Genomic DNA, 21,191 nt, shown 5'->3' with positions numbered 1-21,191 from the left:
GTTCGACGCACCCCAGAGGCGCTGTCCCACCCGGCCGGGATCCGGCGTGCCTGAGGGCGACACGGTCTGGCGCACCGCGACGCGGCTGCACCGTGCCGTGGCCGGTCAGGAGATCACACTCTGGGACGTGCGCTTCCCCGAGATCGCCACCACCGACTTCCGGGGCGCCACGACGACCGAGGTCGTCAGCCGGGGCAAGCACGTCCTGCACCGGCTGGACAACGGCGTCACGATGCACTCGCACCTGCGCATGGAGGGCCAGTGGCGCGTCGAGGCACCCGCCGACACCGGCCGGTGGCTGCGCCGGGCCGACCTGCGCGCTGCTGTCGGCACGCAGGAGTGGACCGCGCTCGGCCTGCGCCTGGGGATGCTCGAGCTGCTCCCCACCAACCGCGAGTCCGACGTCGTCGGCCACCTCGGCCCCGACGTCCTCGGCCCCGACTGGGACGCCGAGAGGGCGATCGCCAACCTGCGTGCGTCCAGCACGACGATCGGTGCGGCCCTGCTCGACCAGCGCAACCTCGCCGGGGTGGGCACCCTCTGGGCGTCGGAGAGCCTCTTCATGGAGAAGGTCCCCCCGTGGTCGGCGCCGGCCGAGCTGCCCGACGGGACCATCGAACGGGTGGTCGACCGCGCGCACCGCCTGCTCGACACCGCCCGGCACCACGCGGTGCAGTCGAGCACCGGGGTGCGGCGCCGGGGCGAGGAGAGCTTCGTGCACGCCCGCTCGGGCCGTCCGTGCCGCCGATGTGGCACCGGCATCCGCGTGGCCATGATCGGCAAGGCCCCCCAGGAACGGACGATGTTCTACTGCCCGAGCTGCCAGGGCGGTCTCGGTCCCACCGACGACGGCAGACCACAACGCCCGATGGGATCCTCGGGCGGGCGGGCCCAGCCCTACCGGCGCGCGTGAAGGACGGTCAGGCGGCGGAGGCCGACACCAGCGGGGCGGTCTTCAGGGGCAGGGACACCGGGGCCGTCAGCGCCTCGGTCTCGGCGACGCGCTCGGAGACCTGACCCAGCACCTCGGACAGCGGCAGGTGCAGCGCACCGCAGATCGAGGACAACAGCTCGGAGGAGGCTTCCTTCTCCCCGCGCTCGACCTCGCTGAGGTATCCCAGCGACACCGACGCAGCAGCAGACACCTCGCGCAGGGTGCGTCCCTGGGACTGGCGCTGCTCGCGGAGGACGTCACCGAGTTCACGACGGAGCAAGATCATGACGCCTCCTTCACGTGGTCGCCGGTGCAACGGGTACGGGACCACGGTACCCCGCACCCCTGACGCTGCGCGCGCAGGTTTGGGGAAACGTGCGCCATGCACAGGTCAACGAAAGCCACGGCCGGAATCTTCCGCCCGACCGGCCCCGCGCGTCCACCCCGACGCGCCGACGGCCTCGATGACCTGGCCGAGGAGGTCGACCGCCTCGGCCACGGAGTCACGACGGATCTCAGAGCGGTCGCCACGGAGCTGCAGCGCGCGCACCGCGACCTCGCCGGCGGCCTGTCCCGCGAGCGCCACGGCGACGAACACCGTCCCGACGGGTTGGCCGTCCTGCGGGTCCGGGCCGGCGACGCCGGTGGTGGCGACCCCGAGGTCGGCGGAGCACGAGCGGGTCACACCCAGGGCCATCTCCTGAGCCACCCGGGGCTGCACGGCACCGCCGGGAGCCGCCAGGACGTCCTCGTCGACGCCGAGCAGCGAGACCTTGAGGTCGGTCGCATAGCTCACGACACCACCGCGGACGACCGCGGACGCCCCGGGCACGTCGGTGAGCACCGCGCACACGAGTCCGCCGGTCAGGGACTCGGCGGTCGCGACCGTGCGGCCGGCACCACGGAGCTGGGCGACGACGTCTGCAGGCGTACGGCGCGTGCTCACGGCCGGGGTCCGGTCATCGCCGACGGGCGGCCCGGGCAGCGCGCTTCATCGCGGCCCGCTCGCTGGTCTGCCGCAGGCGGTGCGCCTTGTAGGCGATGTCGAGCCCGGTCACCACCGTCACGAGGACGGCCAGGCCCAGCACGAGCCAGGCCACGAGCTGCCAGACGTCCGAGCCGGGGAAGGTCGTCAGGGGCAGGGTGAACAGCGTGAGGCCCAGGCTCTGCAGGGCCGTCTTCACCTTGCCGCCGCGTCCGGCCGGCATGACCCCGTGCCGGATCACGACGAACCGCATGGCGGTCACGCCCCACTCACGGACCAGCACGACGACGGTGATCCACCACGGGAGGTCGCCGAGCGAGGCGAGTCCGATGAACGCCATGCTCATCAGGGCCTTGTCGGCGATGGGGTCGGCGATCTTGCCGAAGTTGGTGATCAGGCCCCGGCTCCGGGCGATGTCACCATCGACCCGATCGGTGGCGGTGGCGATGACGAACACCGCGGCAGCCCACCAGCGCATGGTGGCGTTGTGCCCGCTGCCGGCCAGCAGCAGCCAGCCGTAGACGGGGACCAGCAGGATCCGCGAGACGGTGAGGGCATTCGCGATGTTCCAGGCGCTCGGTGTCGGCGTCGACACCGGCTCGGTCATGGGGTCCGGCAGGGGGGCGGACTCGCTCATGCGGGCTCTGCCACGAGGTCGATGCCCTCGGTTGCCACCACCACCGCGCGCACGATGTCGCCGACGGCCAGGCCCGGCCAGTCCTGCGGCGACAGCAGGGTGACGCCGTCGACGTCGGGCCCCTGGTGCGCGGCGCGGCCGACCACCATCACGTCCTCGTCCTCGTCGAAGTCGTCGGCGTCCACCGCGTCGGCGGGGAGCGCCGGGATCGACTCGACGAGCACCTCGACGGTCTCACCGATGCGCTCCTCGGCCCGCTGGAGGTTGAGCTCCTCGATGAGCGCCGTGAACCGGGCCACCCGCTCGGTGACGACGTGGTCGGGCAGCTTGTCGCCATACGACTCCGCCTCGGTGCCGTCCTCGTCGGAGTAGCCGAACACGCCGACGACGTCGAGTCGGGCGGCCACGAGGAAGGCCTCGAGCTCGTCGAGGTCGGCCTCGGTCTCGCCGGGGAAGCCGACGATGACGTTGCTGCGGATGCCGGCCTTCGGTGCGCGGGCGCGGACCTCGTCGAGCAGGCCGAGGAACGCCTCGCGCCCCCCGAACCGGCGCATCGAGCGCAGCAGCGTGGCCGAGGCGTGCTGGAAGGAGATGTCGAAGTACGGGACGACGCCGGGGACCGACGCCATGGCGTCGAGCAGGTCGGGGCGGATCTCGGCGGGCTGCAGGTACGAGACGCGCACCCGCTCGATGCCGGGCACGGCGGTGAGCTCGGGCAGCAGCTTCTCGAGCAGGCCGATGTCGCCGAGGTCCTTGCCGTAGGACGTGGAGTTCTCGCTGACCAGGAAGAGCTCCTTGACACCGCGCTCCCCCAGCCAGCGCGCCTCGGCGACGATGTCCATCGGTCGCCGCGAGACGAACGCCCCGCGGAACGACGGGATCGCGCAGAACGCGCAGCGCCGGTCGCAGCCGCTGGCGATCTTCAGCGGCGCCCACGGGCGGCCGTCGAGCCGGGCGCGGATGACGCGGGGGCCGGAGGCCGGCACCGGTCCCTCGATCGTGACGTCGACCGGCTTGCTGGAGGCGACCTGCTCGGGCGAGGTGCCGTCCTGGGACGGGATGCTCGACGAGGTGGCCGCCGGACCGGAGGGTCCACCGTGGCCGGGGAGGGCGACACCGACCGACCCGGCCTGGCGCTGGACCGGCGAGAGCGGGAGCAGGCGGCGGCGGTCGCCGGGCGTGTGCGACTCAGGGGTCTTGCCGTCGAGGATCGCGCGCAGGTGGCTCGACATGTCGGCGTAGGAGTCGAAGCCCAGCACCGCATCGGCCTCGGGCAGCTCGGCGGCGAGCTGCTTGCCGTACCGCTCGGCGAGGCAGCCGACCGCGACGACCTTCTGCGTCTTCGACTGGCCCTTGCGCGCGGAGGCCTCGAGCAGGACGTCGATGGAGTCCTTCTTCGCCTGCTCGACGAACCCGCAGGTGTTGACGACCGCCACGTCGGCGTCGTCCGCGTCGTCGACGAGGAGCCATCCCTCGGCGGCCAGCCGACCGGCCAGCTCCTCCGAGTCGACCTCGTTGCGGGTGCACCCCAGGGTCACGAGGGCCACGCTGCGCTGTTCGGTCGAACTCATGGCGTCCACTCTACGGTGAGTAGCGTGGCCACCATGACCGCCGCGACGACCATCGCCGACCGCATCGCAGCCGTGCTGCGCCAGCACCCCGTCATCGACGGGCACAACGACCTCCTGTGGGAGGCACGTGAGCAGGTGGGCTACGACTTCGACCGCCTCGACATCGCCGCCGGCGGCACTCCCACCCACACCGACCTCCCCCGCCTGCGTGCCGGGGGCGTCGGGGGCCAGTTCTGGTCGGTGTTCGTGCCGGCCGACCTCTCCGGCGACGACGCGGTGAGCGCGACCCTGGAGCAGATCGACGCCGGTCACCAGATGGTCGCGAGGTATGGCGCCGACCTCGCCTTCGCACGGACCGCCGCCGACATCGCGGCGGCCTGGGGGTCCGGGCGGATCGCCTCGCTGCTGGGCGCCGAGGGTGGTCACTCGATCAACAGCTCGCTGGCGACGCTGCGCATGCTGCACGTGCTCGGCGTCCGCTACATGACGCTGACGCACAACAGCAACGTCCCGTGGGCCGACTCGGGGACGGACGCCCCCGTGCTCGGCGGCCTGTCGGCGTTCGGCGTCGAGGTGGTCCGCGAGATGAACCGGATCGGGATGCTCGTCGACCTGTCCCACGTGTCTGCCGACACGATGCGCGACGCCCTCCGCGTGGCCGAGGTCCCGGCGATCTTCAGCCACTCCTCGGCACGTGCTGTCGCCGACAGCCCCCGCAACGTCCCCGACGACGTGCTCGAGACGCTCCGCGACAACAACGGCGTCTGCATGGTGACCTTCGTGCCCAAGTTCGTGAACCCGGACGCCGCCGCGTGGCAGGCCGAGGCCGTCGCGGCGGCGGCCGAGGCAGGGGTCACCCAGGCGGACGGCCCCGCGTTCGAGGCGTGGGGCAGGGCCTACAAGGAGAAGGCCGCCCCGGCCCCCGGCGCGACGCTCGAGGACGTGGTGCGCCACTGCGAGCACGTCCGCGAGGTCGCGGGCATCGACCACGTCGGCGTCGGCGGCGACTACGACGGCGTCGGTGAGCTGCCCGCCGGCCTGGAGGACGTGAGCTGCTACCCGGCGCTGCTCGAGGCCCTGGCCGAGCGGGGCTGGTCCGACGACGACCTCGGCAAGCTGACCAGCGGCAACATCGTGCGCGTCCTGCACGAGGCCGAGGAGGGTGCCGTGCGGCTCCAGGCCGAGCGCGGCCCGAGCCTCGCGACGATCGCCGAGCTCGACGGCGCCGAGCCGCCTGCGACCGACGCCTGACCTGGCCGCGCCCAGCTGCACCTAGCCTCTGGGCTGTGGGGCCAGCTCGGCCAGGACAGCGCGGAACGTGGCGTAGCGTCGCGGCCCGACGCGCTGCGCCCACTCCTGCTCGACCTCGGCGACCCGCCGCTCGAACCTCTCGTTCATCCGTCGTCCCCGTTCCGTGAGGGTGACCAACCGGACCCGGCGGTCGCCGGGGTCCTGACCGGTCTCGACGAGCCCGAGCTCGACCATGCCGGTGACGAACTGCCCGCAGCCCTGCTTGGTCATGCCCAGGCGGTCGGCGAGCTCGGTGATGGTGACCCCCTCGCCCGGCACGTGGCCGAGGACGCGGAAGTGCGAGGAGCGCAGACCACCCCAGTCCTCCTCCGCGACGAGGTCGCGGAAGTGCTCGAGCACCAGACCGGTCAGGGCGAGCACGTGCGCGTCGGGCCCCACCGCCCCCTTGACCCTGGTCATAAAGCAAGTTTACCATCTGGAAGCTAGGAAAGTTGCTTTACCGCTGGGGGTGGTGGTGATGGGTGCTCGGTCCTTGCTGGGTCCGGCCGACGTCTCCGACGAGACGCTCGAGGACATGGTGGCGCGCTGGGCCGGGGTCGCCCGCGAGGACGTCACGCTCCGGGAGTCGGCCGCAGAGGTGGTGCCGTACGACCTGCCGGCCATCACCACCGCCGGCCGCTACTGGGTGTCCGGCACCGCAGCGACACCGGATGGCGACCTGCCCTTCCGGTTCTTCGTCAAGCACGTCGAGGCGTGGTCCCGGTCGCCGATGTTCGCCGGCGTCCCCCCGGAGCTCCGCGAGGTCGCCGCGGCAGGGGTCCCCTGGCGGACCGAGCCGCTCGTCTACCGCAGCGACCTGCGCGACCGGCTGCCCGACGGCCTGACCATGCCGCGCGCCGTCGGCGTCCACGACCTCGACGAGCTGTCGTCCGCCGTCTGGCTCGAGGCCGTGCCGGTCGTCGACCACCTCTGGCCGACAGCCGACGTCGAGCACGCTGCCCGCCTGCTCGGTCGGCTGGCCGCGAGCCCCGCGGTCCGACCGCTGTCGTCCCTCGGTGAGGCGGACCACTGGCGGTCGGTGCGGTCGTACACCACCGGCCGCCTCGCCGGGCAGGTCGTGCCGATGCTCCACGACGACGGGCTGTGGCAGCACCCCCTCCTCGCCGAGACGTTCGGACCGCGGCTGCGCCACCGTCTGCTGGACCACCTCGACCACCTCGAGACCCACGTCCGCGAGCTGGAGGCGGTTCCGCTCGGGACGGCGCACGGGGACGCCTGCACCAACAACCTGCTTCGCACGGCGGACTCCCCCGACCTCGTCCTCATCGACTTCGGCTTCTGGAGCACCCAGCCCCTCGGGTTCGACCTCGGCCAGCTGCTCCTGGGCGACGTGCAGCTCGGGCGTCGCCCTGCCGCAGAGCTCACCGGGCTCGAGCGGGTCGTCGTCCCGGCGTACGTCGAGGGCCTGCGCGACGAGGGCACCGAGGTCGACGTGGCGACGATCCGTCGCGCCCACGCCCTGCACATGATGATCTACAACGGCTTGTCCGCCATGCCGTTCGAGCTGCTGGGCGGACCGTTGTCACCAGAGGCCTTCGGCCTCGCCCGCGAACGCGCCGCGCTGGCCACCTTCGCGCTCGACCTCGTGGAGGAGACGACCCCGGTGTTGGTCGCCGACCAGGCCTAGTTGCGCCAGCGCGTGATGGTCAGGCCCACGACGCGGGCGATGATCAGCGCGACGTACATGACTCCCGCCACCTGTTCGATGATGACGACCGACCGGGCGTGCGGCAGCACCGCCGTGACGTCCGAGAGCCCGACGCTGGTGAGGTTGGCGAACGACAGGTACAGCAGCTCCAGGAAGGTGCGGTGCCCCTCGCCCTGGTAGGCGATGAAGGAGCCGGGCCAGATGATCTGGACCGCCATGAAGAGGTAGGCGAACATCCACGACACGACCGTGAAGTTGGCACCGACGGCGAAGATCTCGTCGCGCGTGACCCAGGAGTCGTCGAACAGGTACCGGATGAGGCCGTAGCCGGTGTAGCCGTAGAAGGCGGCATGGAAGAGCGCGGACCAGAGCACCACCTGGTCGTTGGAGGGGAAGAACCCCTCCGTGATCGTCAGCCCGACCACGGGCACCCCGAGCACCACGGCAACCCAGGTGAGCGCGGGAGTCGCCCTGACGGCATACACGGCCACGGCCAGCACGAGGACGCCGAAGAGGCCGATGAGCGTGCGACCCAGCGGGTCGTCCCCCGCGAACGGGTACGCGAGCACCTCGATGAGCTGGGCCGCGAGCAGGACCCCGCTCGGGTGGCCCTTGATGGCCTTCAGGACGTCGTGCATGGCGACCACCCTAGGGTTCCCCCGTCAAGATCGCGTCAACGCCAGTCAAGGCGCCGTCAACGGAGCCGGTCGTCGCCGGCCGGAGTCCTTGACTGACAGCGTGATCGAGAACCTCGTCGCCGCCCTGCTCGGCGTTGCGCTGCTGGCCTACCTGGTCTACGCGCTCGTCCGCCCGGAGCGGTTCTGATGTCCGAAACAGCAGCCGGGCTGCTGTCCGTCCTGACCCTGGTGGTCGCCCTCGTGGTCTTCTGCGTCCCGCTCGGGACGTGGATCGCGACGGTGTTCACCGACACCCGGCACTGGCGGGTCGAGCGACTGCTCTACCGCGTGGCCGGCGTGGACCCCGAGCGCGCGCAGGGCTGGCGTGCGTATGCCGTGAGCGTGGGAGCGGTGAGCGTCGTCGGCTTCGTCCTCCTGCTGGGTCTCATCCTGCTCCAGACCTCGCTGCCGCTGCGCCAGGGCTCCGACGGCATGGGGGTGACCACCGCCATCAACACTGCCGTCTCCTTCGTGACGAACACCAACTGGCAGAGCTATGCCGGTGAGGCAGGCGTCACCCCATTGGTGCAGACCGCCGGGCTGACCGTCCAGAACTTCGTCTCCGCCGCGGTCGGGCTCGCCGTCTGCATCGCGCTGACGCGGGCCCTGAAGGCCGACGGCACCGGCCGCCTCGGCAACTTCTGGGTGGACCTGGTCCGCGGCACCGTCCGCATCCTGCTGCCCGGTGCCCTGGTGGGCGCCGTCGTGCTGCTGGTCGGTGGCGTCATCCAGAACCTGTCGGCCCCCACCACCGTCACCGGGCTGTCCGGGGTCGAGCAGGTCATTCGCGGCGGCCTGGTGGCCTCGCAGGAGGCCATCAAGGAGCTCGGCACCAACGGCGGTGGCTACTTCAACGCCAACTCCGCCCACCCCTTCGAGAACCCCAACCCCTTCACCAACATCGTCGAGATCTTCCTGCTCCTGGTCGTGCCCTTCGCCCTGCCCCGGGCGTTCGGGATCATGGTCGGTGACCGTCGCCAGGGACGCGCCCTGCTCGGGTTCGCCTCCGTCCTGTTCGCGGCCGGCGTCGCCCTGACCACGTGGGCCGAGGTGGCCGCCTCGAGCGCCGCCACCGGGTCCATGGAGGGCAAGGAGCAGCGCTTCGGCGTCTGGGCCTCCACCCTGTTCGGAGCCGCCACCACGAGCACGTCCACCGGCGCGGTCAACTCGCTGCACGAGTCGTACAGCCCCCTCGGCGGTGGTGTCGTGCTCACCAACATGCTGCTCGGCGAGGTCTCACCAGGAGGTGTCGGGTCCGGCCTCTACGGGATCCTCATCATCGCGATCCTGTCGGTCTTCGTGGCCGGACTCATGGTCGGGCGCACGCCCGAGTACCTCGGGAAGACCATCGGTCGCCGCGAGATCACCATGGCAGCGCTCTACTCGCTGGTCATGCCCGTGCTCGTCCTCGGCTTCACCGGTGCAGCACTGTCGATGGACGGCCCCCGGAGCACCATGCTCGCCAGCGGACCGCACGGCCTGACCGAGGTGCTCTACGCCTACGCGTCGGCGTCCAACAACAACGGCAGCGCCTTCGCCGGACTGACCGCGGACAACCCCTGGTACAACCTCACGCTGGCAATCTGCATGGCCGTCGGCCGGTTCGTGCCGATGATGCTCGTGCTCGGGCTCGCGGGTTCCCTTGCAGCCCAACGCCGCCGGCCGGCGACCACCGGAACGATGCCGACCCACACACCGCTGTTCACCGGGCTGCTCGTGGGCATCGCCCTGGTCCTCGCCGGTCTGACCTTCTTCCCTGCCCTTGCTCTCGGACCCCTCGCGGAGGCCCTTTCATGAACCGCACGACCCTCCTCGCGGCGCTCCCCCAGGCCGTCGCCAAGCTCGACCCCCGCCACCTGGTCCGGACTCCCGTGATCTTCGTGGTGTGGATCGGCTCGGTCCTCACCACCGTCCTCGCGGTGCTCGACCCGTCCGTGTTCGGCTGGGGCGTCGCCCTCTGGCTCTGGGCCACCGTGCTCTTCGCCAACGCCGCCGAGGCGATCGCCGAGGGTCGCGGCCGCGCCCAGGCCGCGACGCTGCGAGCGACCCGCACCGAGACGATGGCGGTGCGCCTCAAGGACGACGGCAGCACCGAGACCGTCCCCGGGACGGCCCTGCGGGTCGGTGACCGTGTCCGCGTCAAGGCCGGAGAGGTCATCCCCGGCGACGGCGACGTCGTCGAGGGCGTCGCGACCGTCGACGAGTCGGCCATCACCGGCGAGTCCGCCCCGGTCGTCAGGGAGTCCGGTGGCGACCGCTGCGCCGTCACCGGCGGCACCACGGTGCTGTCCGACGAGATCGTCGTCCGTGTCACCTCGAAGCCGGGCGAGACCTTCATCGACCGGATGATCGCCCTCGTCGAGGGCGCCTCGCGGCAGAAGACCCCGAACGAGATCGCCCTGACGGTGCTGCTCACCACCCTGACGATCCTCTTCCTCGTCACGGTCATGGCGATCCAGCCGCTGGCGTCGTACTCCGGTGGGCTGCAACAGGTCATCGTCCTCGTCGCCCTCCTCGTCTGCCTCATCCCGACCACCATCGGCGCCCTGCTGTCGGCCATCGGGATCGCCGGCATGGACCGCCTGGTGCAGCGCAACGTGCTCGCCATGTCGGGCCGCGCCGTCGAGGCGGCGGGCGACGTGTCCACGCTCCTCCTCGACAAGACCGGCACGATCACCCTCGGCAACCGGCGGGCGAGCGAGCTCACCCCGGTCAAGGGCGCGACGGATCCCGAGCTGGCGCAGGCGGCATACCTGTCCTCGCTGGCGGACGGCACCCCCGAGGGGCGCTCGATCGTCGAGCTCGCCCTCTCGCTGGACCGCGTCGAAGGGGCGACCTCCGCCGAGGCGCTCGCTCGTGAGGGCGCGGAGTTCGTCGAGTTCACGGCCCAGACCCGCATGTCCGGGGTGGACCTTTCCGACGGGACGCGGATCCGCAAGGGCGCGACCTCCGCGGTCACCGCATGGGTCACCCAGGAGGGCGGCACGGTGCCACCCGAGACGGCCCAGCTCGCCGACGCGATCGCGGGCGAAGGTGCCACTCCCCTCGTCGTCGCCCGCGCCGAGGCCGGCGGACCGCCCCGCGTCATCGGGCTCGTGCGACTCAAGGACGTCGTGAAGCCGGGCATGGCCGAACGCTTCGAGACCTTGCGCAGCATGGGGATCCGCACGGTGATGATCACCGGTGACAACCGGCTCACCGCTGCCGCCATCGCCAAGGAGGCAGGCGTCGACGACTTCCTCGCCGAGGCGACCCCCGAGGACAAGATGGCCCTGATCATCAAGGAGCAGGAGGGTGGGCGCCTCGTCGCGATGACCGGCGACGGCACCAACGACGCCCCGGCGCTGGCCCAGGCCGACGTCGGCCTGGCGATGAACACCGGCACCTCGGCCGCGAAGGAGGCCGGCAACATGGTCGACCTCGACTCGGACCCGACCAAGCTCATCGAGGTCGTGGCGATCGGCAAGCAGCTGCTCATCACCCGTGGTGCGCTGACGACGTTCTCCATCGCCAACGACATCGCCAAGTACTTCGCGATCATCCCCGCGATGTTCGTGGTGCTGTTCCCCGGGCTCGACGCCCTGAACATCATGCGGCTCGGCTCGCCCGAGTCGGCGATGCTCTCGGCCGTCATCTTCAACGCCCTGGTGATCATCGCGCTCGTGCCGCTCGCCCTGCGCGGCGTGCACTACCGCCCCGGCGGCGCCGCCGACCTGCTCCGGCGCAACCTGCTCGTCTACGGCCTCGGCGGTGTCGTCGCACCGTTCATCGGCATCAAGGCGATCGACCTCCTCGTGTCCCAACTCCCCGGATTGAGCTGACCAGCCATGACCTCACTCACCCGCCAGTACGCTGCCGCGCTGCGGCTCCTGCTCGCCCTCACCGTCCTGCTCGGGGTGGTCTACCCCGCCGTCGTGTTCGGGATCGGACGGTCCGGGCTGTCCGGCCAGGCCGACGGCTCCCTCGTCGAGCAGGACGGGAAGGTCGTCGGGTCCTCGCTCCTCGGCCAGGACTTCACCGGCGACCAGTGGTTCCACGGGCGGCCCTCTGCCAGCGACTACGCGGGTGACAGCAGCGGTGGCTCCAACCTCGCCGCGTCGAGCGAGGACCAGGTCGCCGCCGTCGCCGAGCGCCGGGAGGCGGTCGCCCGCGCAGAGGGTTCCGACGCGGTGCCCGCAGACGCCCTGACCGCGTCGGGCAGCGGACTCGACCCCCACATCTCCCCTGCCTACGCCAACCTCCAGGTGCCGCGGGTCGCGAAGGCGACCGGGCTGGATACCGCCGTCGTGCAGCGCCTGGTCGACGCGAACACGCAGGACCGCGTCCTCGGGTACCTCGGCGCACCGCGCGTCAACGTCCTCGAACTCAACCTGGCCCTGGCCCGCGCCGCGGGATAGGACGACGGCGATGTCCTGCGGAGGACCCGACCACGGAAGAATGGCCCCATGACCCCCGGACGGCTGCGCATCTACCTCGGCGCAGCCCCCGGGGTGGGCAAGACGGTCGCCATGCTCTCCGAGGGGCGCCGGCGGATCGAGCGCGGGACCGACGTCGTCGTGGGCCTCGTCGAGACCCACGGCCGGGCCCACACCGCGCAGGCCCTGGAGGGGCTCGAGGTGGTGCCGACGCGCGAGGTCGAGCACCGCGGCAGCACCCTGCGGGAGATGGACCTCGACGCCCTCCTCGCCCGAGCCCCCGAGGTGGCGCTCGTCGACGAGCTGGCGCACACCAACGCTCCCGGGAGCCGGAACACGAAGCGGTGGGAGGACGTCCGCGAGCTGCTCGCCGCCGGCATCGACGTCATCTCGACCGTCAACGTCCAGCACCTCGAGTCGCTCAACGACGTCGTCGAGTCCATCACCGGCATCAGGCAGCAGGAGACGGTCCCCGACGAGGTGGTGCGCACCGCCGACCAGATCGAGCTCGTCGACATGTCGCCGCACGCGCTGCGCCGGCGGATGGCCCACGGCAACATCTACGGGCACGACCGGGTCGACGCCGCCCTGGCCAACTACTTCCGGGAGGGCAACCTCACGGCCCTGCGCGAGCTGTCCCTGCTGTGGCTGGCCGACCGTGTCGACGAGGGTCTCGAGCGCTACCGCCGCGACCAGGGCATCACCGACTCGTGGCCGGCGCGCGAGCGCGTCGTCGTGGCCGTGACCGGGGGCCCAGAGTCCGCGGCACTGGTACGGCGCGGGGCCCAGATCGCGGGGCGCGGCGCCGGCGGAGAGCTCGTCGTCGCACACGTGACCCCGGCGGACGGGCTCATCGACGCACGGCTGGAGAGCATCGGCGAGATCCGCACGCTCGTCGCCGAGCTCGGCGGGACCTTCCACACGGTGGCCGGCGACGACGCGGCCGCCGCGATCATCGACTTCGCGCGTGGCGTGAACGCCCGGCAGATCGTCCTCGGGGCCTCCCGGCGCACCTGGTGGCAGGCGTTGCGCGGCCGGGGCGTCGGCAGCCACGTCGTCGAGGGTGCCGGCACCGACATCGACACCGTCATCGTCACCCACGACCAGGCCCATCGCGGGCGGTCGCGACGCGGTCGTGGTGCCCTCGGCGGCCCTCGCCGGTGGGCGGGCTGGCTGCTGGCGACGGTCGGCACGGCAGCACTCACCGCCCTCCTCATCGCCACGCGCCAGTCCCACGACCTGCCGCTCGAGGTCCTGCTCTTCCTCGCCCTCACGGTCGGCTGCGCCTTGGCCGGCGGGCTGGGGCCCGCGGTCCTGTCCGCACTCCTGGGCTCGCTCAGCCTCAACTGGTTCTTCACCGAGCCGCTGGGCACCCTGACGATCACCGACCCGCAGAACGCGGTCGCCGTGCTCGTCTTCCTGCTCGTGGCGGTCTCGGTCGCCTCGGCGGTGCACCTCAGCGACCGCCGCGCCGCGGCGGCCCGTCTGGCCCAGCGCGAGTCCCTCGCCCTCGAGCGCTCGGCCCAGACTTTGCTCGGCGAGCAGGACCCGCTCACGGCGTTGCTGGAGCAGGTCGTGGACCTGTTCCACCTCACCAGCGCCGGGCTGGTGCGGCGGCCCTCGGTGCGCGAGCCGTGGCAGGTGGTGGCGGCCCTGCCGGGGTTCGACGTGCACGACCTCGACCGCGCAGCGGTGCTCGCGCCGGTGGACGACACGACGACCCTGGCGTTGTTCGGGCCGGTGCTGGCCGCCGACGAGCGGCGGCTGGTCTCGGCGTTCGCTGCGCACGCCGAGGCGGTGCTGCGCCGCGCCGACCTCATCGAGCAGGCCCGCCAGGCCGGTGCGCTCGCCCGCGACAACCGCGCCCGCACAGCGTTGCTCAGCGCCGTCTCGCACGACCTGCGCACCCCCCTGGCCGGCATCAAGGCCGCGGTGTCCACGCTGCGGCAGCCGGGGGCGGCGTTCTCCGAACAGGACGAGGCCGACCTGCTCGAGACGATCGAGGAGTCCTCCGACGCCCTCACCACCCTCGTCGCCAACCTCCTGGACATCTCGCGCCTCCAGAGCGGGGTCGTCGTGGCCCAGCGGTCGGAGGGCTCGGTGCTCGAGACCATCCGCAGGACGGTGGCCGCGGTGTCCGACCCCGACCGGGTCCGGGTGCTAGGCGGGGACGACCTGCCCCTGGCCGTCTACGACGAGGTGCTGCTCGACCGTGTCCTGGCCAACGTCGTCGAGAACGCCCTGCACCACTCGGGCGGCCGGCAGGAGGTGGTCGTCAAGGCGTACGCCACCGGCGACCGGCTCCAGGTCCGCGTCGTCGACCGGGGGTCGGGCGTCCCCGACTCCTCCAAGGCCGCGATCTTCGCCCCGTTCCAGCGCCTCGACGACGCCCCGCGGGGGTCAGGGGTCGGCCTCGGGCTCGCGGTCGCGCGCGGGCTCATGGAGACCATGGAGGGCACCATCACCGCCGAGGACACCCCCGGCGGCGGACTGACCATCGTCCTGGAGCTGCCCCGCGCCGCGACCCCGCCCGCGCGCGAGCCGGGCGCGCACGGGCGCGAGGCGGCCCGGCACGAGGGCGAGGTGGCTCCGGAGGGCGCGCCCGCGGCATACCCGTCCGCCTCCACACCGCGTCCCACCAGCAACGATGGCAGGATGCCCGCATGAGCGTGGTCCTCGTCGTCGACGACGAACCGCACCTGCGACGGACGCTGGCGATCAGCCTGCGGGCCCGCGGGTACGAGGTCGAGACCGTCGCCGACGGCCGCTCGGCGCTCCAGTCCGTCGCGGACCGCGCGCCCGACGTCGTCGTCCTCGACCTCGGGCTGCCCGACCTCGACGGCATCGACGTGCTGCGCCGGCTGCGGCAGACCTCGACCGTGCCGGTCATCGTGCTCTCCGCCCGCACCGACTCCTCCGACAAGGTCGAGGCGCTGGATGTCGGAGCCGACGACTACGTCACCAAGCCCTTCGGCATGGAGGAGTTCCAGGCCCGGGTCCGGGCCGCCCTGCGCCGCGGCGGTGAGGGAGAGAACCACCCGCCCGCCGTCCGCACCGAGCACTTCGACCTCGACTTCGCCGAGCGCACCGCCACCATCGGCGGTGACGTCGTGCGCCTCACCCCCACCGAGTGGCGGCTGCTCGCGGTGCTGGCCCGCCGACCGGGGCACCTCGTCTCGCAGAAGGACCTGCTCCACGAGGTGTGGGGTCCGGGCTACGGCCGCGAGTCCAACTACCTGCGCGTGTACGCCAACCAGCTGCGGCGCAAGCTCGAGCCCGACCCCACCCATCCGCGCTACCTCGTCACCGACCCCGGTCAGGGCTACCGCTTCGAGGTATGACGCCCGGGTCCGCCCGAGTTCGGGCCGTTCCCTCCCCGCTGCGTGGCCTCCTTCCCTACCCTCGGACCACGCATCGAGGCAGGGGGACGCACCATGTCAGGACACCAGCCAGGCACCGGTGACGACGACAAGGGCCGGGACCCGTACGCCCCGACTCCTCCGGCCTTCGACATCGCGGAAAGCCTGCGCGCGCCGATCTCGCGCGGGTTCGCACTCACCCTCGCGGTGCTGCTGCTCCTCGCACTGGTCTGGGTGGACCACCGGCAGCAGGCCCGGTTGGACCAGGTCGAGCAGTACACGAGCAGCGCCGTCTCGATGTCGACGCAGTTCGTCCCGCCCAGCGGAGCCGACCCCGCGACCTGCTGGCTGCTCGGGACGCTGGCCAACGCGCAGGGCCAAGGGGCGCTGGTCGCCCAGTGGGCCTCGAACGGCACGGAGGACGACTGCAAGACCTCGGCGGCCCGCGGCGCCCGGGGCCAGGCCCTCGACGGGAACTGAGCGGCGTCCGAACGGCGTCGCTGGCATGCTGGCGGCCATGCCGGCGCAGCGGGTCGTGGTGCTCCTCGAGGGGCAGAGCGATGTCGCGGCCGTCCGCGCGCTGCTGCCCGTGCGCCTCCGCGAGGCGGTGGAGCTCGTCGACATGGGCGGGGTCACCAACATCCGCCGGCACCTCGCCGACCTCGTGGGCGCGCCCCCGACGGCTGCCGAACAAGACGGGACCAGCGCACCTCCCCGGCGCATCCTGGGGTTGTGCGACGCCGGGGAGGCGTCCTTCTTCGCGCGGGCGCTGGAGTCCGTGGGCCATCCCGTCGGCGGTGCAGCCGAGATGGCCGAGCTCGGTTTCCACGTGTGCGACGAAGACCTCGAGGACGAGCTGATCCGCGCCCTGGGGGCCAAGCGGGTGCTCGAGGTCCTCGCCGAGCTCGGGCTGCTCGACCGGTTCGCGACCTTCCGACGCCAGCCGACCTGGACCGGCCGGCCGGTGACCGACCAGCTGCGCCGGTTCGCCGGGACCACGTCGGGGCGCAAGGAGCTCGTCGCCGAGGCGTTGGCGGCTGCGATGGGGTCCGGAGAGGTGCCGCCACCGCTGGCCCGCCTCGTCACCCACATCGAGGCAGCGCTGGTCGACCACGAGCCCGGCCACCCGGTGCGCCCCTTCCCCGACAGACTTTGAGCGCCTGACCACGCCTGGACGTGGTCAGGCGCTCAAAGACCCGGGGTATGGCGCGGGGCCGGGCTCCGTGCCCAGCATGCGGCCGGAGTGCGGTGCTGCCGTGCGCCGGCGGTCAGGCCGTGGCGTCGGCCGGCTGGGCGGGCTCGGCGGCTTCGAGGCGACCACGCAGCGTCAGGGTGGCGACGACGAGGGCCAGCGTCGCCGTCAGCGCCATGACCAGGGTCATCGGCACCGCAGAACCCGAACCCATCGCACCGATCAGCGGAGCAGCCGCACCACCGATGACGAACTGCGAGGCGCCGAGCAGGGCCGCAGCGGTGCCGGCAGCCTCGCCGTGGCGCGTGAGCGCCAGGGCCGGGGTGTTCGGCAGCGTCAGGCCGCAGGCGAAGAGGATGAACCACAGCGGCGTCAGGATCAGCACGAGCCCGCCGAACCCGGTGGCAGCCGAGGCGAGGGTGAGCAGGGCGGCAATGGCACCGATGGTGACACCGACCCGCACCAGCACCCTGGCCTCGAACCGCTTGAGCAGGAACGGGTTGAGCTGCGACCCGGTGAGGAAGCCGAGCGAGTTGAGCCCGAAGACCAGGCCGAACTGCGCGACGCTCAGCCCGTAGATGTCCTGCAGGACGAACGACGAGCCACCGATGTAGGAGAACAGGGTGGCGAACATCAGCCCGCTGATGAGGACGAGGCCGACGAAGGTGCGGTCCTTGAGCAGCGAGCCGTAGGTCGCGACGACCGGGCGGAACGCGAGCTTGCGACGGTTGGCGGGCGGCAGCGTCTCGCGCAGGGCGAACGACGCCAGCGTCACCATCATCGTCCCGGCGATCGCGAGCAGGACGAACACACCGCGCCACGAGGTCACCTGGAGGATGGCCCCACCGAGGGTCGGCGCGAGGACGGGCGCGAGACCCATGACGAGCATGAGGCGCGACAGCATGGTCGCGGCGGCCGAGCCGGAGAACTGGTCACGGACCATGGCCATCGCCACGACGGCCACCGCCGCGTTGCCGAGGCCCTGGAGCACACGGCCGACGGTCAGCAGCTCGATGGTCGGGGCGAAGGCGCAGAAGATCGAGGCGGCGATGTGCAGGGCCAGACCGGCGATGAGCGGGCGTCGGCGGCCCACCGCGTCGGCCAGCGGGCCGACGAGGAGCTGGCCGAGCCCCATACCGAGCAGGATGCCGGTGAGGGTGAGCTGCACGGCCGACTCGGTAGCGGCGAGGTCGCGCGTGATCGAGGGCAGGGCCGGCAGGTAGGTGTCGATCGTCAGCGGGCCGATGGCGATGAGCGCACCGAGCACGAGGACGAAGCGCAGGTACGCGCGACCCGTCGGGGCGGGCGGCATCTGGGCAGGCGGCGGGGTCGAGCCGGAGGCGTGCTGGATGGCGGCAGAGGTGGCGACGGCGGTGTCGGGGAAGCTCTGGGAATGGTCGTCGGTCACGGTCTGGGGCGCGGCGGTCACGAGGGGGCCAACGCCACCGGGACCCCGATCCATTCCGAGGGGGTCAGTCGCGGCCGGTCAGCTCCCAGGCGTCGCCGGACTCCTCGACCTCTTCGCGGCCGGCGTACTGCGCCGCGACGGGGTCATTGTCGTAGCGGGAGTCGGGGGCGTACCCGGGGCTGTAGGTCGGCGCAGGCGCACCCACCGGGACCTCGTCGGTGTGCTCCACTCCCCCGGCCGACGCCGCGACCGCCTGGCCGTCGAACACCGGCTCGGCGTCGGGCACCTCGTCGCCGCGCATGAGCGCCAGCGTCGTGGGCAGGTCGTCGGGCTTGACCAGGACGTCGCGGGCCTTGGAGCCCTCCGACGGCCCGACCACCCCACGCGACTCGAGCAGGTCCATGAGGCGACCGGCCTTGGCGAACCCGACCCGCAGCTTGCGCTGGAGCATCGAGGTCGAGCCGAACTGCGTCGTCACGACGAGCTCGGTCGCCTGCAGCAGCAGGTCGAGGTCGTCGCCGATGTCGTCGTCGATCTGCTTCTTGGCCGCGACGACGGTGACGTCGTCGCGGTAGTTGGGCTTGAGCTGGTCGGTGACGGCCTTGACGACGTTCTGGATCTCCGACTCAGTGACCCAGGCGCCCTGGACGCGCATCGTCTTGCTCGAGCCCATGGGCAGGAACAGCGCGTCACCCTGGCCGATGAGCTTCTCGGCACCCGGCTGGTCGAGCACGACGCGGCTGTCGGCGAGCGAGGACGTCGCGAACGCCATGCGCGAGGGCACGTTGGCCTTGATCAGACCGGTGACGACGTCGACCGACGGACGCTGGGTCGCGAGCACGAGGTGGATGCCGGCGGCGCGGGCGAGCTGGGTGATGCGGACGATCGACTCCTCGACGTCGCGCGGGGCGACCATCATCAGGTCGGCGAGCTCGTCGACGATCACGAGCAGGTACGGGTACGGGTGGATCACCCGCTGGCTGCCCGGGAGCGGCTTGACCTTGCCGGCCTTGACCGCCTTGTTGAAGTCGTCGACGTGCTTGAAGCCGAACTGCGCGAGGTCGTCGTACCGCGTGTCCATCTCCCGCACGACCCACTGGAGGGCCTCGGCGGCCTTCTTGGGGTTCGTGATGATCGGGGTGATGAGGTGCGGGATCCCCTCGTACGCCGTGAGCTCCACTCGCTTGGGGTCGACCAGGACCATGCGGACCTCGTCGGGCGTCGAGCGCATGAGGATCGAGGTGATCATCGAGTTCACGAAGCTCGACTTGCCGGCGCCGGTGGCGCCCGCGACGAGCAGGTGGGGCATCTTGGCGAGGTTGGCGATGACGTAGCCGCCCTCGACGTCCTTGCCGACACCCATGACCATCGGGTGGTCGTTGCCGCGGGCGGCCTGGCTGCGCAGGACGTCGCCGAGGCTGACCTTCTCACGGTCGGTGTTGGGGATCTCGATGCCGATGGCGGACTTGCCCGGGATCGGGGACAGGATGCGGACGTCGGCCGAGGCGACGGCATACGCGATGTTCTTGGACAGCGCCGTGACGCGCTCGACCTTGATGCCGGGGCCGAGCTCGACCTCGTAGCGCGTGACGGTCGGGCCGCGGCTGAACCCGGTGACCTGGGCGTCGATGTCGAACTGGTCGAGCACCTGGGTGAGCGACTCGACGACGCGGTCGTTGGCCGCGCTGCGGGCCTTGTGCGGCGAGCCGGGCTCGAGCAGGGCGTTGTCGGGGAGCGTGTACGTGATGTCGCCGGCGAGCGCCAGCTGCTCCACGCGCTGGGGCAGCGGGGTGGTCGGTGGCGCCTCGAGGACGACCTTCTCGGCCACCGGGCGGACCTTGGCGAGGGCTGCCGCAGCAGCATCGACCGGGGCGGCGCCGGCACCAGACGCACCGGCACCCGCACCGGACGAACCGGGGGCGAGCACACCCGGGGCGGTGGGGCGCTTCTGGCCGGGGCGCAGGCCGTCCTTGCCGTCAGGGACGACGACCGCGGCCTTCTCGAACGCCTCGTCACCGTCGAGCGGGCCCTCGGGCTCGATGACGCGGCGACGGCGCTTGGGCTTCTCGGGCTCCTCGGCGAGGGGCTCGTCGAGCTCCAGGCCGCGGTGCAGGAGGTGGTCGCGCAGCTCGGCGAGGCGCTCGGGGATCATGTGGACCGGCGTGGCCGTCATGACGAGCAGGCCGAAGAAGCCGAGCATGAGCAGGATCGGGACGGTGCCGTAGACCGAGACGGCGGCCTCGAGCGGGCTCGAGGCGAGGAAGCCGATGATGCCGCCGCCGTCGCGCATGCCGTCGGCGCCCTCCGGCGGAGCAGGGATGCCGGCGGCGACGTGGGCCAGGCCCGAGGCGGAGAAGGCGAGGGCGGCCAGGCCGATCCCGATGCGGGAGTTGGCGCCGTCGTCCTGCGGGGCGCGCAGGAGCCGGATGCCGAGGTAGAGCAGGGCGAGGGGCACGGCGTACGCGACCCGCCCGAAGGTCCCGGCCACGACGGCGTGGATGACGTCACCGGCCTGACCCTCGAGGGCCCACCATTCGCGGGCTGCCACGACGATCGCCAGGCCGAGCAGGAGGAAGCCGACACCGTCGCGACGGTGCTCCGGCTCGAGGTCCCGGGCGCCGTTGCCGACGCGGCGCACCGCGCCCCCCGCGACGTGCGCCATCCCCATCCAGGTGCCCCGGACCGCACGCAGCGGGAAGGGCAGGCCGCCCCCGCTGGCCTTGCCCCGCGCAGGCTGCTTGCGGGGTGCGGCGGTGCGGCGGTTGGCAGGACGGGTGCTGGTGCCCTTGCGCGCCGACCCGGCGGAGGAGGAGCGCGTCGGGGTCGACGGACGTGTGGCCATGGTCCGCAGGCTACGCGAAGGTCCCACCGGACACACGCGTCACACGCGTTCCACCAGCACCGATCTGCTGTCGTCGGCCCGCCCGGGAGCACGGGTGCTCCACCGAACAGGTGGAACCTGACCACCGGTTCGGGCAGCGCGCCCGCGAACGGCCGCCCATGCCCGTGCTGCGCTGTCACGCTCGATCATGCGTCTGGCGGGACCCCGCACCG

19 protein-coding genes are annotated in these 21,191 nt (G+C 72.1%); 11 read left to right on the top strand and 8 right to left on the bottom strand.

What is annotated here, in order from left to right; genetic code table 11:
• Positions 1-46 precede the first annotated feature (46 nt).
• Positions 47-913 carry an Fpg/Nei family DNA glycosylase gene (locus ABD286_RS15575; RefSeq protein ID WP_344195119.1) on the top strand — a complete coding sequence of 289 codons (867 nt, stop codon included), beginning with the start codon at positions 47-49 and terminating at the stop codon, positions 911-913.
• Between the two features lie 7 nt (positions 914-920).
• On the opposite strand, the gene ABD286_RS15570 is transcribed toward ABD286_RS15575, so the two are convergent.
• From ABD286_RS15570 to rimO, 4 genes are all read right to left on the bottom strand, one after another.
• On the bottom strand, positions 921-1,220 hold the full coding sequence (locus ABD286_RS15570) for a helix-turn-helix domain-containing protein (protein WP_344195117.1): 300 nt from the start codon (positions 1,218-1,220) through the stop codon (positions 921-923).
• 105 nt (positions 1,221-1,325) lie between these two features.
• Positions 1,326-1,880, bottom strand: a complete 555-nt coding sequence (locus ABD286_RS15565; protein ID WP_344195115.1) for a CinA family protein — start codon at positions 1,878-1,880, stop codon at positions 1,326-1,328.
• Between the two features lie 13 nt (positions 1,881-1,893).
• Complete coding sequence (gene pgsA / locus ABD286_RS15560; RefSeq protein WP_344195113.1) at positions 1,894-2,556, bottom strand: CDP-diacylglycerol--glycerol-3-phosphate 3-phosphatidyltransferase; 663 nt, start codon at positions 2,554-2,556, stop codon at positions 1,894-1,896.
• Positions 2,553-4,127, bottom strand: coding sequence for a 30S ribosomal protein S12 methylthiotransferase RimO (gene rimO, locus ABD286_RS15555; RefSeq protein WP_344195111.1), 1,575 nt, complete (start codon positions 4,125-4,127; stop codon positions 2,553-2,555). The genes pgsA and rimO overlap by 4 nt, the downstream gene beginning before the upstream one ends.
• Positions 4,128-4,160: 33 nt before the next feature.
• On the opposite strand from rimO, the gene ABD286_RS15550 reads away from it, so the two are divergent.
• Entirely contained in the window at positions 4,161-5,378 is a 1,218-nt protein-coding gene (locus ABD286_RS15550; protein ID WP_344195508.1) for a dipeptidase, read from the top strand.
• A gap of 21 nt (positions 5,379-5,399) precedes the next feature.
• On the opposite strand, the gene ABD286_RS15545 is transcribed toward ABD286_RS15550, so the two are convergent.
• A complete protein-coding gene (locus tag ABD286_RS15545; protein ID WP_344195109.1) occupies positions 5,400-5,837 on the bottom strand; it encodes a MarR family winged helix-turn-helix transcriptional regulator in 438 nt (145 codons plus the stop codon).
• A 58-nt stretch (positions 5,838-5,895) separates the two neighbouring features.
• On the opposite strand from ABD286_RS15545, the gene ABD286_RS15540 reads away from it, so the two are divergent.
• Entirely contained in the window at positions 5,896-7,065 is a 1,170-nt protein-coding gene (locus ABD286_RS15540; RefSeq protein ID WP_344195107.1) for a phosphotransferase, read from the top strand.
• On the opposite strand, the gene ABD286_RS15535 is transcribed toward ABD286_RS15540, so the two are convergent.
• A complete protein-coding gene (locus tag ABD286_RS15535; protein WP_344195105.1) occupies positions 7,062-7,724 on the bottom strand; it encodes an ion channel in 663 nt (220 codons plus the stop codon). The two genes, ABD286_RS15540 and ABD286_RS15535, sit on opposite strands and share 4 nt — an antisense overlap.
• 88 nt (positions 7,725-7,812) lie before the next feature.
• On the opposite strand from ABD286_RS15535, the gene kdpF reads away from it, so the two are divergent.
• From kdpF to ABD286_RS15495, 8 genes are all read left to right on the top strand, one after another.
• Entirely contained in the window at positions 7,813-7,911 is a 99-nt protein-coding gene (gene kdpF / locus ABD286_RS15530) for a K(+)-transporting ATPase subunit F (protein ID WP_344195103.1), read from the top strand.
• A complete protein-coding gene (gene kdpA, locus ABD286_RS15525) occupies positions 7,911-9,560 on the top strand; it encodes a potassium-transporting ATPase subunit KdpA (RefSeq protein ID WP_344195101.1) in 1,650 nt (549 codons plus the stop codon). Before kdpF ends, kdpA begins: the two co-directional genes overlap by 1 nt.
• Positions 9,557-11,584, top strand: a complete 2,028-nt coding sequence (gene kdpB / locus ABD286_RS15520) for a potassium-transporting ATPase subunit KdpB (protein WP_344195099.1) — start codon at positions 9,557-9,559, stop codon at positions 11,582-11,584. The genes kdpA and kdpB overlap by 4 nt, the downstream gene beginning before the upstream one ends.
• Before the next feature lie 6 nt (positions 11,585-11,590).
• Positions 11,591-12,160 carry a potassium-transporting ATPase subunit KdpC gene (gene kdpC, locus ABD286_RS15515; RefSeq protein WP_344195097.1) on the top strand — a complete coding sequence of 190 codons (570 nt, stop codon included), beginning with the start codon at positions 11,591-11,593 and terminating at the stop codon, positions 12,158-12,160.
• Between the two features lie 48 nt (positions 12,161-12,208).
• Positions 12,209-14,845 carry a DUF4118 domain-containing protein gene (locus ABD286_RS15510; protein WP_344195096.1) on the top strand — a complete coding sequence of 879 codons (2,637 nt, stop codon included), beginning with the start codon at positions 12,209-12,211 and terminating at the stop codon, positions 14,843-14,845.
• Entirely contained in the window at positions 14,842-15,519 is a 678-nt protein-coding gene (locus ABD286_RS15505; protein WP_344195095.1) for a response regulator, read from the top strand. The genes ABD286_RS15510 and ABD286_RS15505 overlap by 4 nt, the downstream gene beginning before the upstream one ends.
• Positions 15,520-15,612: 93 nt before the next feature.
• A complete protein-coding gene (locus tag ABD286_RS15500) occupies positions 15,613-16,017 on the top strand; it encodes a hypothetical protein (RefSeq protein ID WP_344195093.1) in 405 nt (134 codons plus the stop codon).
• Positions 16,018-16,054: 37 nt separating this feature from the next.
• Positions 16,055-16,693: a hypothetical protein gene (locus ABD286_RS15495; RefSeq protein ID WP_344195091.1), complete on the top strand. Its 639-nt coding sequence runs from the start codon at positions 16,055-16,057 to the stop codon at positions 16,691-16,693.
• 112 nt (positions 16,694-16,805) lie between these two features.
• On the opposite strand, the gene ABD286_RS15490 is transcribed toward ABD286_RS15495, so the two are convergent.
• Together ABD286_RS15490 and ABD286_RS15485 are read right to left on the bottom strand one after the other, a co-directional pair.
• On the bottom strand, positions 16,806-18,158 hold the full coding sequence (locus tag ABD286_RS15490; RefSeq protein ID WP_344195089.1) for a multidrug effflux MFS transporter: 1,353 nt from the start codon (positions 18,156-18,158) through the stop codon (positions 16,806-16,808).
• Positions 18,159-18,201: 43 nt separating this feature from the next.
• Positions 18,202-20,979, bottom strand: coding sequence for an FtsK/SpoIIIE family DNA translocase (locus ABD286_RS15485; protein ID WP_344195087.1), 2,778 nt, complete (start codon positions 20,977-20,979; stop codon positions 18,202-18,204).
• Between the last annotated feature and the right edge of the window lie 212 nt (positions 20,980-21,191).

The organism is Pedococcus aerophilus, assembly GCF_039532215.1.
Classification (GTDB): Bacteria; Actinomycetota; Actinomycetes; order Actinomycetales; family Dermatophilaceae; genus Pedococcus; species Pedococcus aerophilus.
This window is presented reverse-complemented; position numbering and strand designations above follow the sequence as displayed.